The organism is Bacillus sp. TSO22 (assembly GCF_020223595.1).
GTDB classification, from domain to species: domain Bacteria; phylum Bacillota; class Bacilli; order Bacillales; family Bacillaceae; genus Bacillus; species Bacillus inaquosorum.
On the sequence record NZ_JAHAWO010000014.1, the window covers coordinates 23,923 to 38,810 of the forward strand.

Here is a 14,888-nt window from a genome sequence, read left to right on the forward strand (position 1 = left end):
GATGAAATCATTCGTTGTATATTAATTGACGTGTCAATCATTGATATATCAATTAATAGTTTTGACAAGAAAGAAGGGATGGGTTTTGGCATCATTTTGTTCAGAGGAAGCCGAGATTTTATATCAGCTGCAAGGCGTGAACAAGGTGATTGGCATGAAGTTCGAGGCATGCACGGGCATCAGCCAATCTCGTTTGGAATTGCTGACATTGCTTTATCATGCAGATGAGATCAGTCAAAGCGACCTTCAAAAGAAAGTAAATATAGATAGCGCAGCCGTCACTAGACACCTAAAACAGCTGGAAGCCAAAGGCATGGTATCAAGACGGCGCAAGCCTGAGGACAATCGCATCACCCTTGTTCGGTTAACAGACCAAGGAAGAGAGCGAATCGAGTCTTCTAAGAAAGAAAAGGAGCGTTTCATGAAGGAAATGCTCGCAAATGTAAGTACAGAAGAGCGCCGCCTGCTCATTGATGTGCTGGCGCGCATGCGGAACAACATAGACAATATTGAAGCATAAGAGGAGTGTATCAACATGATCAAAACAAATGATTTTATGGAGATTATGAAAGGACGCCGTTCCATTCGCAACTATGATCCGACAGTAAAAATCACTAAAGAAGAGATGACAGAAATCTTAGAGGAAGCAACAACTGCGCCATCTTCTGTTAACGCGCAGCCATGGCGTTTTCTCGTCATTGACAGCCCGGAAGGAAAAGAAAAGCTCGCACCGCTTGCAAGCTTTAACCAAACACAAGTCACAACATCATCTGCTGTCATTGCTGTATTTGCAGACATGAACAATGCAGACTACTTAGAAGAAATCTATTCAAAAGCTGTGGAACTCGGTTACATGCCGCAGGAGGTCAAAGACAGACAAATCGCTGCGCTGACCGCTCATTTTGAAAAGCTTCCTGCACAGGTGAACCGCGAAACGATCCTGATTGACGGAGGCCTCGTTTCGATGCAGCTAATGCTGACTGCACGCGCACACGGCTACGATACAAACCCGATCGGCGGATACGATAAAGAAAACATCGCGGAAACCTTTGGATTAGATAAAGAACGTTATGTACCGGTTATGCTTCTTTCTATCGGAAAAGCAGCAGACGAAGGCTATGCTTCCTACCGTCTGCCGATTGATACAATTGCAGAATGGAAATAAAACAAAGAGCCCAGGAATATTTTCCGGGCTCTTTGTTTTAAATAAAGCCGCCGTTCACGCGGATCGTCTGGCCTGTGATCCATTGTGATTTTTCACTTACAAGGAACTCGATGACATTTGCAATATCTTCGGGTTCACCAATACGGCCGAGTGCGATGGTCTTTTTCAAACCTTCAATTTGCTGCTCGGTTTTGCCTACAGTAAACAGCTCAGTGTTCACCGGCCCCGGCGCAACTGCGTTAATGGTGATTTGCTTTACTGCTAATTCTTTTGCAAGCTGGCGGGTGAATTGCTCAACCGCACCTTTTGTTCCCGCATACACGCTGTACGTCGGAAACATTTGACCGACGACGGATGTCGAGAAGTTGATGATTCTCCCCTTCTCCTCCATGTATTTCATCGCTTGCTGGCAGGCGAAAAACGTTCCTTTTACATTGAGATTAAACTGCTTATCGAAATCTTCCTCTGTTACTTTTTCGATTGGCTGATAAATATTGACGCCCGCATTATTGATGAGAATATCTACTTTTCCAAAGGCATCGATGGTTTTTGTAAATAACGACTCGACGCCGGCTACCCGGCTGAGATCGGCTTGGATGGCTACAGCTTCTCCGCCCTTTTTCTTGATGCCTTCCACAACCTCTTCCGCTTTTTCCGGGCTGCTTGAATAATTGACTGCTACTTTGATGCCGAGATCAGCCAGCTGTTCGGCAATTGCACGACCGATTCCCCTTGAAGCTCCAGTTACAATCGCTGTTTTTCCTTTTACCGGTTCCATGTATGTCACTCTCCGATTGATTACGATTTTTCCGTGAAAGCTAACAAACCATTTTCAAGCAATGACCAAACACTTTCAAATTCCTCTTCAATCGTATCTTTTTTCCACTCGTACGCATGAGCGGGATGATGAAAACGTTCTGTAGCGTAAAAAATGCCTCGTGCCAGTTCCTCATGATCATTTGATTTCGTGTCACAGTCATTCAAAAGAACACTCAATTGCTTGACCATATGAACAATGCTTTTGTTGACCAACTCAGAGCATTCACCCGTTACTTTCGCATACATGGCAAATAACTCTTCATCTTCTGAAGCATAATACCGCTTTAGATCAAACAATTTCTTGATATAAGCTTTTACATGCGCAGCACCTTTTAGAGAAGAATCCTCATATACAGCGGTAAGAGGCACGCTGATCTTTTCATTCAGCCACATTTCAGTCGCCGCTTCCAGAATCTCTTTTTTGCTTTTGAAATGGCGGTAGATCGTTCCATGGCTTACATGTAATGCTTTCGCTACATCTGTGATTGATGTTTTGGCGACACCAAAACGCCTTAGTGTTTCTTCTGTCGCTATCAGTATTTGTTTTTTGGTTAACACGTCACCATCTGAAGATCTGTTCATAGTGCTGCGGCTTTTCAGGGCCGCATGAGACACCTCCTTGAGGACATCTTAGCAAAACCGTAAACAAATGACAAATATTTATTTTTGTCATTTGTCATAAAAAAAGAGTGATGAACTATTCATCACTCTTCTCTTGGTTATTCTTTTGTTTTCTTCCTGCCGAACGGCCACCAGTTGCCTTCGCCAAAGGTCGCGATGATTGCCGGAATGAAGAGCGGAAGGATGACAAGACCGTAAAGCAAGAGCCCGATAATGATGACACTTGCCACCTGCATCAGCGTATTGACGCCTGAAGGCATCATCGCCGCGAACGTTCCAGCCAAAATAATGGCCGCTGTAATAATGACGGATCCCATTTTGCTCATTGATCTGATAACACCTTGCTCAATGCCCATATGCACCTCTTCCTTAAATCGGTCCAGCAAGAAGATCGAATAATCTACCCCTAACGCGATCAAGATGACAAAGCTGAAGAACGGTACTGCCCAGCTGACGCCGGCGTTTCCTAAGCCGTTTACAAAAATCAATTCTGTTATGGATATCGACGTATAGTACGTGAGCAGCAGTGAGGCGATCATATAGATCGGCATAATCATTGAGCGGAACAAAATGGTTAACACGATAAACAGGCCAATAATCATGATCACCATTGTTCTGGAGAAGTCCGTTGTAGACAGCTCTTTTAAGTCCGCATTCATACTCGTGACCCCGCCGTATACAATCTGTGCATCCTCGAGAGGAGTGCCGTCAACTTCGTTTGCTACAGCTTTTTTGATTTGGTTTATTGTCGTAATGGCTTGTTCTGAATAAGGATTGGAATCCAAGACGACGCTTAATTGCACGCCTTTGCCGTCTGCAAAGGAATATTGGTCAATTGACTTCTTAAAGTCTTTATCTTTCATCACTTGATCAGGAATGAATATCCCTGTATCCCTTACGGCTGAGCTTTTACTCATATCCTCTAACATATCACTGGAAGCTGTTATGCCGTCAGTGATTTTCGTCAGGCCATCATTTGCGCTCTTCACACCTTCGGCAAGCTTCTTCAGGCTTTCCACCAGCGTTCCTGCTTGTGCCTGCTGGCCTGAGAGCTGCTGGTTTGCTTGTTCAAGGCCGATTTGAATCTGACCAAGCTGTCCGCTGATTGCCGTAAGCTGCTGTACGGTCTGTGCGGTATTGCCGGTTTGGGAAATCTGTTTGCCCACTAGCTGCAGCTGCTGATTGATTTTGCCTAAGCCGTCTGCCGCATCGCCCAGTGAACCGCCGGAGCTGCTATTTGAGGCTGAGCCGGTTTGCCCCGCCATTTGATTGAGTCCGTTTTCTATATCCGTTAAACCGCTTTGGACATCGGCAATTCCTTTTACCGTCTTATCGAGCCCGTCTGAAACCGAGCCTAGCTGTTTATCAATATATAAATCTTTGATTTTTTCACCAGTCGGCTGCGTGATGGTCATGACAGAGTCAACATGATCGACTTTCTCAATCGCTTTGCTGATATTTCCGAGATAAGGGATTGTATCAGCTGTTGTGAGATCTTTGTCTCCTTTCACGACAACATTGATCGGGAACGCTTTCCCTTCACCGAATCCGTCCTTGATGGCCTTGAGAGCTTTGATTGATTTATAATCGCTGCTGATTTCCGCAGTCGAATCAAATGAAATCTGGTCATCATAGGTCAGAATGAACGGAAGCGTGATAACTATCGTGATGACAATGAACAGAAACGGACGCACAACGGAATGTCTCCCGAGAAACGCCCATAATTTATTGTCACTGTGAGACAGCACTTTCTTAGAAGGCCAGAATAATTTTTCACCCAGCGTCACCATAAATAATGGCAGCAGTGTGTAGAGGATGATCATTAAGATTCCAACACCGACTGCGACTCCTACTGCGGATTGGAAAATCGCAAACTTCGCAAATCCTAAGGCGGAAAATCCGATCAATACCGCAAATCCGCTGATAAATAAGGTTTTTCCTCCTGTACGGTAAGCGATAAACGCCGCTTCTTTTTTGTCATGCCCGTTTGCCAATTCTTCACGGAATCGGGTAAGAAGCAGAATGCAGTAATCTGTCCCGATACCGAACAGGATGGCGACTAAGAAGGTTTGCGTAAACGTTGAGATAGGAAAATCAACATTGTACACAAGGATCCCCAAAATGGATTGACTGATCAGATAAGAGAAACCGACAATCACAATCGGGATAAAAGGCGTCACAACAGATCGAAACACGATCAGCAGTAAACCGATGATCAAGCAGACGGTGATTACTTCCGTTTTCTTGAGCCCTTCCTCTGAGCTGTGAGCGAAATCCTGATTGATGAGAGAAGCTCCCGTAATATATGCGGTCAAATCATCAGGAACGATTTTATAAATGTCATCCGCGATTTTTTCCGCCTTTTTATCAGAACCTGTAATCGTGACAGGAATGAGGACGGTTTTCTTATCTTTTGAAATTAATTGGTCTTTGACTTCTTTTTCAGCTGTCAAAGGAGACGTTACCTCTTCTACACCGTCGATCTTTTTGATTTTATCGACCATTGTGCGGAGCTGGTCCTCTGTTTCTTTCTTCAAAGCGTGGTCTAATGTAAAGACAACACTGATCGAATTATTGTCTTCTCCCGCTTGTTTTAAAATGGCGTTTGCTCTTTCTGAAACGGCATCAGCGGGAAGCTGGGCCTGCCCCTTTTGATTGGCCAGCTCCGTTAAGTTCGGAGAAAACAAACTCAATGCGACGGTAAGTGCTAATATAACGGCTGCAATTGCCCACTTGAATTTGATGATTGCTCTCATTCGGCAGGATCTCCTCCTTTAAATTTGCTTTTTAGAATGGTGAATATCTCTATGATGGAATTTAAGTGTTCCTCATCTATATCATCGATCAGCCCTTTGAGAGCGTTAAAGATGGCTGAATCTAATTCTTCTAGTATGGTTTCACCGCTGGTTGTGATGTTAATTAGCTTAGAGCGCTTATCACTCTTGGCCGGACAGTCATCCCATTCAACCAATCCCTTATCGAGCAGCTTTTTCAGTCTGTTCGAAATCGCGCTCTTATGTACATTTTGATACATAGCCAGGCTGCCGGGAGAGGTTGGGCCCTTGACTTTTAAAATTTTTAACAGGTCCGCCTGTTCCCTTGAGATATGCTTGAAGACATCCTGATTGATTTCACGATGCACAAACTCTGTCCCTTCAAGTAATACTTCTACAAACAGGTTTATCGCCTGACATAGCTTTTGTTCATTCAACATCTTCCCCTCCTCATTATAGTTTACCCCTGTAAACTTTATGATCAATGTCAATTAGTTTATTCCCCTAAACTATATCTGTCAACATATTTTATTCACGAATCTCCACAAAGAACACCCGTTCGTGTACAATAGAAGTTATAAACGCGAAAGGGGTAAATTAACATGTCAGATTTTTCATTAAAATTGTATGAATATAACGTCTGGGCCAATCAGCAAATATTCAGCCGATTAAAAGAGCTTCCAAAAGAGGTATATCGCCAAGACATGCAAAGTGTGTTTCCGTCGATCTCCCATGTGCTGTCTCATGTTTATCTTTCTGATTTAGGCTGGATTGAAGTGTTTTCCGGCAAAAGCTTGAGTGATGCTATGGCGTTAGCTGAACAGCTTAAAGAACAGACAGAGGCAAAAGAAATGGGGGAAATGGAAGCCCTGTTTCTAACGTTATCTGAGCGCTATACATTATTTTTAAAGCAAAAAGAACAGCTCAATAAGCCCCTCCAGATTCAAAACCCCTCTGGCGGAATCATGAAAACGACTGTTTCTGAACTGGTTCCCCACGTTGTCAATCACGGGACATACCACCGCGGCAATATCACGGCAATGCTGCGGCAGGCAGGATATGCATCAGCTCCGACAGATTACGGGCTCTACCTGTATATGAAAAAAACAGAAATGGCATAAAAAAAGCGGCTCCCTAAATGGAGCCGCTTTTTTTATGAGAAATAGTCCAAATCACATTAAAATTTCTTTTCATATATCCTTTATAGTAAAAAAGATAGAAATTTTAGTGTTATAATAATCATTAAAAACATATTGCTGACTCAATAAACATTTTTTAATGGAGGAACACACAAAGTGACAGACGACATGAGGAAAGACAATATAAATCAGCAAAAATTGGAGAGAGGCTTGAAAAACAGGCACATCCAGCTCATTGCCATCGGCGGGGCCATTGGGACAGGCTTATTTCTCGGCTCTGGAAAATCGATTCATTTTGCTGGACCGTCGATTTTATTTGCTTACATGATCACGGGGATCATTTGCTTTTTAATTATGAGATCTCTGGGTGAACTGTTGTTATCGAATTTGAACTATCACTCTTTTGTTGATTTTGTGCAAGACTATTTAGGCGATATGGCAGCCTTTATCACCGGCTGGACATATTGGTTCTGCTGGATTTCCATTGCGATGGCTGATCTGACAGCCGTCGGGCTTTACACTCAATATTGGCTCCCGGGTGTGCCGCAATGGGTGCCCGGCTTAATCGCTCTGATTATTTTACTGATTATGAACCTGGCAACCGTTAAGCTTTTTGGAGAATTAGAATTTTGGTTTGCTTTAATTAAAGTCATTGCCATTTTGGCCCTGATCGTCATTGGCCTTGTGATGATTTTCAAAGGTTTTTCCACAAGCTCAGGGGTCTCCAGTTTCACAAATCTCTGGAGCCACGGAGGCATGTTCCCGAATGGCATGCACGGGTTTATCCTCTCGTTCCAGATGGTTGTGTTTGCCTTTGTCGGCATTGAGCTGGTCGGACTTACAGCCGGTGAAACAGAAAACCCTGAAAAAGTAATTCCTAAAGCGATCAACAATATCCCTGTCCGGGTGCTGCTTTTCTATATTGGTGCTCTTCTTGTGATTATGAGCATCTATCCTTGGGATGTCGTCAATCCTAGCGAGAGCCCATTCGTACAAGTATTTGTCGCGGTGGGCATCGTCGGGGCAGCAAGCATTATCAACTTTGTTGTATTGACATCCGCTGCTTCAGCATGCAACAGCGCTGTATTCAGTACAAGCCGTATGGTCTATTCCCTGGCGAAAGATAACAATGCGCCTGAATCAATGGCGAAACTGACTCCGCGTAAAGTACCTAGAAATGCATTGTTCTTTTCGGCTATCGTGATTTTAATCGGTGTCACGTTAAACTACATCATGCCAGAAGGCGTATTCACCCTGATCACAAGCATTTCAACCTTATGCTTTATCTATATTTGGGGTATTACGGTCATCTGCCATATGAAATACCGGAAAACAAGACCTGAACTAGCAAAAACAAATAAGTTTAAGCTTCCGCTTTATCCGTTTACAAATTACCTGATTCTTGCGTTTCTGGCGTTTATCCTTGTTGTGCTGGCATTGGCTGAGGATACCAGAGTTTCGCTATTCGTTACACCGGTTTGGTTTATTTTGCTGATTGTGATTTATAAAGTAAGAAAAGCGAAGCATCAATAAGATTCGCAGCTCCTGCCTCAGAAATGAGAGCAGGAGTTTTTTTGATGAAAATGACCTTTGCTTTCAAATTTGAAGGTATGCTATAGTATTTGTAATCAAAACAAGAAGGGATGATGGGTGGACAATGATTAACTAATCTTATTTTTACCGTTTGAAATCAATATTTCAAATCAGAAAAAATAGGATTAGTCTGCCCATTTTCTATATATACGACACTGCTATTTATGCAAAATAGCTTATTTGATCATGCACAGGCGCGGCTAATCCTTCCAACACATTTTGGGAGGATTTTTTTATTCTCCCTTTTAAAGCGAGGGATATGGATGAAAGAGATCGTAACATTAACAAACGTCAGCTATGAAGTGAAGGATCTGACTGTTTTCAAAAACGTAAATGCAAGTGTTCAGCAAGGAGATATCATTGGGATTATCGGCAAAAACGGTGCTGGGAAATCTACGCTGCTGCACCTCATTCACAATGACTTAGCCCCTGCACAGGGACAAATCCTTCGGCAGGATATAAAAATGACGATGGTTGAACAGGAAACCGCGTCGTATTCCTTCGCGGATCAGACGCCTGCCGAAAAGAAATTATTGGAGAAATGGCGTGTGCCTATCCGTGATTTCCAACAGTTAAGTGGCGGTGAAAAACTGAAAGCGCGGCTGGCGAAAGGACTGTCGGAGGATGCAGATCTTTTACTGTTAGATGAACCGACAAACCACCTTGATGAAAGTAGCCTGCAGTTTCTCATTCAACAGCTGAAAAGTTATAGAGGCACTGTGATTCTTGTTTCTCACGATCGATATTTTTTAGACGAAGCTGCCACAAAAATATGGTCGCTTGAAGACCAAACGCTGATCGAATTCAAAGGGAATTACTCTGGATATATGAAGTTCCGTGAAAAGAAGAGACTCACCCAGCAGCGAGAATATGAAAAGCAGCAAAAAATGGTTGAACGGATTGAAGCACAAATGAATGAGCTTGCTTCATGGTCGAAAAAAGCCCATGACCAATCGACGAAAAAGGAAGGGTTTAAAGAATATCACCGTGTAAAAGCGAAGCGTACGGATGCCCAGACTAAATCCAAGCAGAAGCGGCTTGAAAAAGAACTGGAAAAAGCAAAGGCGGAACCCGTTAAGCCGGAATACACTGTACACTTTTCAATTGACACAAGCAAAAAAACAGGAAAACGTTTTTTAGAAGTTCAGAATATAACGAAGGCTTTTGGCGAAAGAACCCTCTTTACAAACGCAAACTTTACGATTCAGCATGGCGAAAAGGTTGCGATCATAGGCCCCAATGGCAGCGGAAAAACGACATTACTGAAAATCATTCTGGGACAGGAAACAGCAGCTGAGGGAAGTGTATGGGTGTCGCCGTCCGCAAATATCGGCTATTTAACGCAGGAAGTGTTTGATTTGCCTTTAGAACAAACACCGGAAGAGTTATTTGATAATGAAACATACAAAGCAAGAGGGCATGTTCAAAGCCTGATGAGGCACTTGGGTTTTACAGCTTCCCAATGGACTGAGCCAATCAAGCATATGAGTATGGGTGAGCGTGTAAAGTGCAAGTTGATGGCATATATTCTTGAGGAAAAAGACGTTCTGATTTTAGATGAGCCGACAAACCATCTCGATCTGCCGTCACGCGAACAGCTGGAAGAAACACTGTCACAATACAGCGGTACATTGCTGGCGGTTTCACATGACCGATACTTTCTCGAAAAAACAACAAACAGTAAACTCGTCATCTCGGACAATGGCATCGAAAAGCAATTGAATGACGTTCCAACAGAAAGAAATGAGCGGGAGGAGCTTCGTTTAAAGCTTGAGACAGAGAGACAAGAAGTACTGGGAAAGCTCAGTTTTATGATGCCAAATGATAAAGGGTACAAGGAGCTGGATCAGGCTTTCAATGAGCTTACGAAACGGATTAAAGAGCTGGATTGAAGCCGTGAGGACCTCTAAAACAATATAGAGCACAAAAAAGCAAATAATTTTGACAAACGAAATAGACACACAGGAGGTTCTAGGCAGCATAAAAGTGGATGTACACCAAACTAAAAATGAAGTGGTGGCTACATTCCGATATTCCCGGGATCGAAAAGAACGTTACGCGGGCAGCTTCCACAGAACCGTGACACTGCCGGCAGCTGTTTCTCACGAAGGCGTAAAAGCAACCTACACGAATGGAGTACTGGTCGTCAGAATGCCTAAGTTAACGCAAGGCAATAAAAATAAAATCGATGTTGATTTTCATTAAAAAGGACAACAGCCGTTGTCCTTTTTTCTTTATATTTTCAAGCCTTCCCATGACCTTAATGTCTCTAATGATGACTTATAATACCCTGCAACTACTTCCAAATAGGCATTTCCTTTAATCGGAGTAAACGGATCCGGTCCAGCCGCCACCATCTCCATAATAATCGGGCCTTTATAACCGATAAAATTGAGCGCTTCGATTTGCTCTTTGAGATTCGCATGGCCGTTTCCTATCGCCTGGCGATTTGAATCGGCCACGTGATAGACTCCGAGTTTCTGTCCTGCCAATTTAATGGCCTTCACAGGATCAGCTTCTTCTATGTTCATATGATACGCATCGAGAAGAACTTCGAGATTGGGGCTATTGACATCACGTATGAATTGTAACGCTTCTTTGCCAGTGACCACTTGATGATTTTCGTACCGGTTTAATACTTCGAATACGACCTGAATCTGTAATTCCTCCGCTTTGGCCATGATTTTTTTAGCGCCTTCGACCAATAAACTCCAATCCCGGGCATCATCACCGCTCCCTCTCACTTTACCGACATCGCCGTGAAGACAGATACGGGGGGCGCCTGCATCCGCAGCCCAATCCAGTAAATCCAAGAAATACTGTACAGCCTTTGACCGAACTTCTTCATTCGCACTTGAAATATCCACATTCCTTGGCGTTACCGATAAAACCTTTACTTGATGAGCAGCCAATGTTTCGGCAATGTCTTTCGGATTCAGCGAAATATCCCCTTCGATCTCAACCCCATCTACTCCGATTTCTGCAGCCAGCCGGCATTTTTGTTCAAACGGAATGCTGCCGAAAGTCCATAAGCATAACCCATATTCTCTTCCCATATTGAAATCCCCCTTTTAGAAAGATGAAGCTGTATTCTTTGACATGATTTCTCCTTCAATCTGTTCCAATGATTTGCCTTTAGTCTCCGGCACATATTGATAAACAAAGAGAAAGGCAAGAACGCCAATGGCGCCGTACATGAGAAATAAAGAACCTGTACCGATCAGATCTAAAAGCAGCGGAAAGGACAGCGACACTGCAATATTTGCCAGCCACAGACAGGTACTAGCAATTCCCAGCGCCGTTCCCCTGACCTGCAACGGAAAAATTTCAGCCAGCACAACCCAAACGACCATTCCCCAGCTCGCTGAATACGCTACCATAAACAAGCATAAGCAGGATAACAGCAGCCACCCGGGTGCATGAAAGAATAGCGTACTGACACCCAAAATACCAAGTGCCAAAGACATTCCGACATTGCCAATCAGCATAAGATTTCTTCGCCCTATCCTATCAATCAGCAGCAAGCCAATGATCGTAAATAAGACATTGATAATGCCGATGCCTATGGTTCCTGCAATGGCACTGGCAGCGCCGAATCCCGCATTTTCTAAGATGGTCGGTGTATAATAAATAATCGTATTCGTGCCTATCACTTGCTGAAAGATGGCGATCCCAATACCGATAAATAAGATCGGCCTGATTGCCGGAGATAATAATGTTGATATTGAAACACGCTCTTCCGTCTTGATCTCCTTCATACTGCGGATCTCAGCATCGATTGTTTTCGGATCTCTCGTCAGAAGCAAAATATGGCGCGCTTCATCCTCACTTCTTTTCTGCAGCACCCACCGCGGGCTTTCAGGCATAAAAAACATGCCGGCCATGAGAATGACGGAGGGAATCACTGCTAATACGAGCATCAAATCCCACCTGCCGGAAGATGAAAAAACAAAGTTTACAATATACGCCATGAGAATCCCGAAAGAATTCATCAATGTATTCAATGAAGCGATTCTGCCTCTGATCGCGGCAGGCGCCATTTCTGACAGATACAAAGGAACAATTGCCGAAGCTCCTCCAACCGCTACACCTAATTCTATTCTGAATAGTAATAATATTCCGATATTATGAGCCAAGCCTGTTCCAATGGCTCCAATTGTAAAAAGCACACCGAGCCAGATGATTGTTTTTTTCCTGCCATAGCGGTCGGAAAATCTTCCACAAAAGGCTGCTCCGGCTAAAGCGCCAATCAGTACTCCGCTGACAACCAATCCTTCTAAAAATGGAGTCAGCTCCATGTCTTCTCTAATAAACAGCAGCGCGCCGGATATTACACCCGTATCGTACCCGAACAGCAAACCTCCTAATGCGCCGAAAAAATAAATAAAACTGATATAGACCTTTTTGGATGTCATCAAGACACCTCCGACTGATTGTATTTAACGTTTAAGTAAGGGAGATCCCTTCGTTTAAGAGAAAGATCCCCCAAAATACCAAAAGGGTCATAACAGTGACGCCGTTGAATCCCGCACTATTAATGAAGGAGACAGCATCACGCGCTGTATCACTTTCTTTTGTTTTGAATTGGCCATGCCGTCCATCAGCAGTTCAATTGCCTTTTCTCCCATTTCTTCAGTCGGCTGTGCGATAGTCGTCAATTGGGGATCACTGATCTTTGCAAGGACGCTGTTGTCAAACCCAATTAGAGAAAGGGATGAAGGAATAGAAATATGAAACTGCCTTGCAGCCTGCAAAACGCCTAAAGCAAGCAGCTCAGTCGTCACAAAGACAGCCGTCGGCCTATGTTTTTGATTAAGCAGCTTTAAACTGATGTCTTTACTGGCTGACAAGTCATATGGACAGTCCAGAATAGCTGATTCATCAATTTGGATTCCTGAAACCTGCAGTCCTTCTTTAAAGCCAATGACACGATTTTTGATTGATGTATTGTTAATCTTTTCTGCTATGACAGCTATATTTGTATGCCCTAATTGGGCTAAATGGACAGCTGCCTCGTATCCCCCTTTAAAATCATCCGCCACTACAGTGTCTACAGGCAGATGCGGTATATCTCTCGACAGCATGACAACCGGCATGTCGCTTTCAATCAGTTCGCGTATCGCCTGACTGTTTTTGAGACCCGTCGCCACAATAATGCCGTCTACATGCTTTTGCTTCAGCATGGTAATATATTCTTCTTCTCTCAGCGAATTATTGTCCGTACTGCATATGATGACACTGAAGTCCTTTTTACGGCCGCTGTCCTCCACAGCTCTGGCCAGTTCGGCCATAAACGGATTGGCGATGTCAGGAATGAGCAGCCCGATGGTCTTCATCATTTTTCTCGCTGAAGTCACAACACTTGGCTGATATTGAAGCTCCTCAATCACTTTCCAAATTCTATTTTTCGTTTTTTCGCTTATATTGCCGGTATTATTAAGAACCTTTGAAACGGTAGAGATTGAAACGTTTGCTTCCTTAGCAACATCATAAATGGTTGTTTTCATTAAGAAGGCCACCTTTATAAAATAGATCCTCTCTAGTATAAACGAATGCTTACCAGAATTTCTTTTTAAAAAGGTGCTTCTTCTATCAAAAACTCAAACCGTTTGCGGCACTCCGTTTTTTAATGTGACAGGCTGCTTCGTTTTGCAAGATTCTATACAAGCTGCGGCAATAGCAAGTGCTGCACGCGCATCTTCGCCTGTAACTAAGGTTGGCTTATGATTTCGAACGGCATCCACAAATGATTGTAACTCATCAACATAAGCATCAAAAAATAAGTCCTGATCGTAGCGAATCGTGTTGTAGCTGACTCCGTCTTTGTTATACCTTGTCATGTTTGTATGGCGGATATCTCCGATGGTCAGCATGCCTTCAGATCCGAACACTTCTCCGCGGACATCATATCCATAAACGGCTTGGAAGTTCGCTTCCGCCGTTGCAATCGCTCCGTTATCAAATTTGATCGTGACAACTGCAGTATCCAAAAATCCTTTGTCTTTAAAATCAGGTCTGACAAGCGCATCAGCCGCGGCATAGACTTCAATCGGCTTCGCATTTGGATTGAGGTAGAGTAACGTATCAAAGTCATGAATCAGCGTCTCTAAGAAGATCGTCCATTGTGGAATTGGTGTCGGATCGCCGAGTGCCGGGTCTCTTGTGATGGAACGCATTAACTGAGGCGTGCCAATTTTTCCTGCACGGATTTCCTCATACGCACTGCGAAAGCCTTTAGCAAAACGTCTGTTAAAACCGATTTGAAGCGGAATAGACTCTTCATTTACTATCCTTATGACTTCATCCGCTTCTTCCAGCGTGACAGCCATCGGTTTCTCACAAAATACAGCTTTCCCCTTCTTTGCCGCTGCAATAATGTTTGCGGCATGCGTCCTTGCCGGCGAAGCAATGATGACCGCATCAATATCAGGATGCTCCAGCATATCTAACGGATCTGTAAACGCTTTAATATTTGAGCCGATTGCTTTTGCAAATGCTTCTGCATTCCCCGGAACCGGATCTGCAACTGCATACAAATCTGCTCCTTTCACACGGAACGCAATACTTTCTCCGTGAAAAGCTCCCATCCGTCCCGCACCTAATAGCCCAACCTGTACATTTCCCATCAGTACCACTCCCATTCTGCGAAAATAAGGAAAGTCTTTCTCTTAAATATCATTACATAATAAAAAATAACCCCTAAAATATTTACAAAACACATTCAATATAGGGAAAGTCTTTCCTAATTGGTTTCAATTGTAACCCCTTACATTATTT

The 14,888-nt window shown here is 43.5% G+C and carries 14 protein-coding genes; 6 read left to right on the forward strand and 8 right to left on the reverse strand.

Going from position 1 to position 14,888, the window contains the following annotated elements; translation table 11 throughout:
- Positions 1–25 precede the first annotated feature (25 nt).
- Both KHQ79_RS17380 and KHQ79_RS17385 read left to right on the forward strand, forming a co-directional pair.
- Positions 26–520, forward strand: coding sequence for a MarR family transcriptional regulator (locus tag KHQ79_RS17380; protein ID WP_080010747.1), 495 nt, complete (start codon positions 26–28; stop codon positions 518–520).
- Between the two features lie 15 nt (positions 521–535).
- Positions 536–1,165: a nitroreductase family protein gene (locus KHQ79_RS17385; RefSeq protein WP_003240607.1), complete on the forward strand. Its 630-nt coding sequence runs from the start codon at positions 536–538 to the stop codon at positions 1,163–1,165.
- 37 nt (positions 1,166–1,202) lie between these two features.
- Here the strand turns inward: KHQ79_RS17385 and KHQ79_RS17390 are convergent, their stop codons facing one another.
- The 4 genes from KHQ79_RS17390 to KHQ79_RS17405 all read right to left on the reverse strand — a co-directional run bounded on the left by KHQ79_RS17390 (position 1,203) and on the right by KHQ79_RS17405 (position 5,816).
- Complete coding sequence (locus KHQ79_RS17390) at positions 1,203–1,943, reverse strand: SDR family oxidoreductase (protein ID WP_225516302.1); 741 nt, start codon at positions 1,941–1,943, stop codon at positions 1,203–1,205.
- 20 nt (positions 1,944–1,963) lie between these two features.
- A complete protein-coding gene (locus tag KHQ79_RS17395) occupies positions 1,964–2,566 on the reverse strand; it encodes a TetR/AcrR family transcriptional regulator (RefSeq protein WP_225516304.1) in 603 nt (200 codons plus the stop codon).
- 137 nt (positions 2,567–2,703) lie between these two features.
- A complete protein-coding gene (locus KHQ79_RS17400) occupies positions 2,704–5,361 on the reverse strand; it encodes an MMPL family transporter (protein ID WP_225516306.1) in 2,658 nt (885 codons plus the stop codon).
- The gene (locus KHQ79_RS17405) at positions 5,358–5,816 is read right to left on the reverse strand and encodes a MarR family transcriptional regulator (RefSeq protein ID WP_029316777.1); all 459 of its coding nucleotides are present in this window, start codon (positions 5,814–5,816) and stop codon (positions 5,358–5,360) included. The genes KHQ79_RS17400 and KHQ79_RS17405 overlap by 4 nt, the downstream gene beginning before the upstream one ends.
- A gap of 165 nt (positions 5,817–5,981) precedes the next feature.
- Here KHQ79_RS17405 and dinB point away from each other — a divergent pair, with 165 nt between their 5' ends.
- From dinB to KHQ79_RS17425, 4 genes are all read left to right on the forward strand, one after another.
- Positions 5,982–6,500: a damage-inducible protein DinB gene (dinB, locus tag KHQ79_RS17410; protein ID WP_003240602.1), complete on the forward strand. Its 519-nt coding sequence runs from the start codon at positions 5,982–5,984 to the stop codon at positions 6,498–6,500.
- A gap of 174 nt (positions 6,501–6,674) precedes the next feature.
- The gene (locus KHQ79_RS17415; protein ID WP_225516308.1) at positions 6,675–8,051 is read left to right on the forward strand and encodes an amino acid permease; all 1,377 of its coding nucleotides are present in this window, start codon (positions 6,675–6,677) and stop codon (positions 8,049–8,051) included.
- Between the two features lie 323 nt (positions 8,052–8,374).
- Positions 8,375–10,003, forward strand: coding sequence for an ABC-F type ribosomal protection protein VmlR (gene vmlR, locus KHQ79_RS17420; RefSeq protein ID WP_225516310.1), 1,629 nt, complete (start codon positions 8,375–8,377; stop codon positions 10,001–10,003).
- Positions 10,004–10,097: 94 nt separating this feature from the next.
- Positions 10,098–10,316 carry an Hsp20/alpha crystallin family protein gene (locus tag KHQ79_RS17425; protein WP_268277663.1) on the forward strand — a complete coding sequence of 73 codons (219 nt, stop codon included), beginning with the start codon at positions 10,098–10,100 and terminating at the stop codon, positions 10,314–10,316.
- 29 nt (positions 10,317–10,345) lie between these two features.
- Here KHQ79_RS17425 and KHQ79_RS17430 read toward each other — a convergent pair whose 3' ends face one another.
- From KHQ79_RS17430 to KHQ79_RS17445, 4 genes are all read right to left on the reverse strand, one after another.
- Entirely contained in the window at positions 10,346–11,167 is an 822-nt protein-coding gene (locus KHQ79_RS17430) for a sugar phosphate isomerase/epimerase family protein (RefSeq protein WP_003240597.1), read from the reverse strand.
- A 15-nt stretch (positions 11,168–11,182) separates the two neighbouring features.
- On the reverse strand, positions 11,183–12,526 hold the full coding sequence (locus KHQ79_RS17435; protein ID WP_225516312.1) for a sugar porter family MFS transporter: 1,344 nt from the start codon (positions 12,524–12,526) through the stop codon (positions 11,183–11,185).
- Positions 12,527–12,613: 87 nt separating this feature from the next.
- The gene (locus KHQ79_RS17440) at positions 12,614–13,618 is read right to left on the reverse strand and encodes a LacI family DNA-binding transcriptional regulator (protein WP_225516314.1); all 1,005 of its coding nucleotides are present in this window, start codon (positions 13,616–13,618) and stop codon (positions 12,614–12,616) included.
- Positions 13,619–13,711: 93 nt separating this feature from the next.
- Positions 13,712–14,737 carry a Gfo/Idh/MocA family oxidoreductase gene (locus KHQ79_RS17445; protein ID WP_225516316.1) on the reverse strand — a complete coding sequence of 342 codons (1,026 nt, stop codon included), beginning with the start codon at positions 14,735–14,737 and terminating at the stop codon, positions 13,712–13,714.
- Positions 14,738–14,888: the final 151 nt, after the last annotated feature.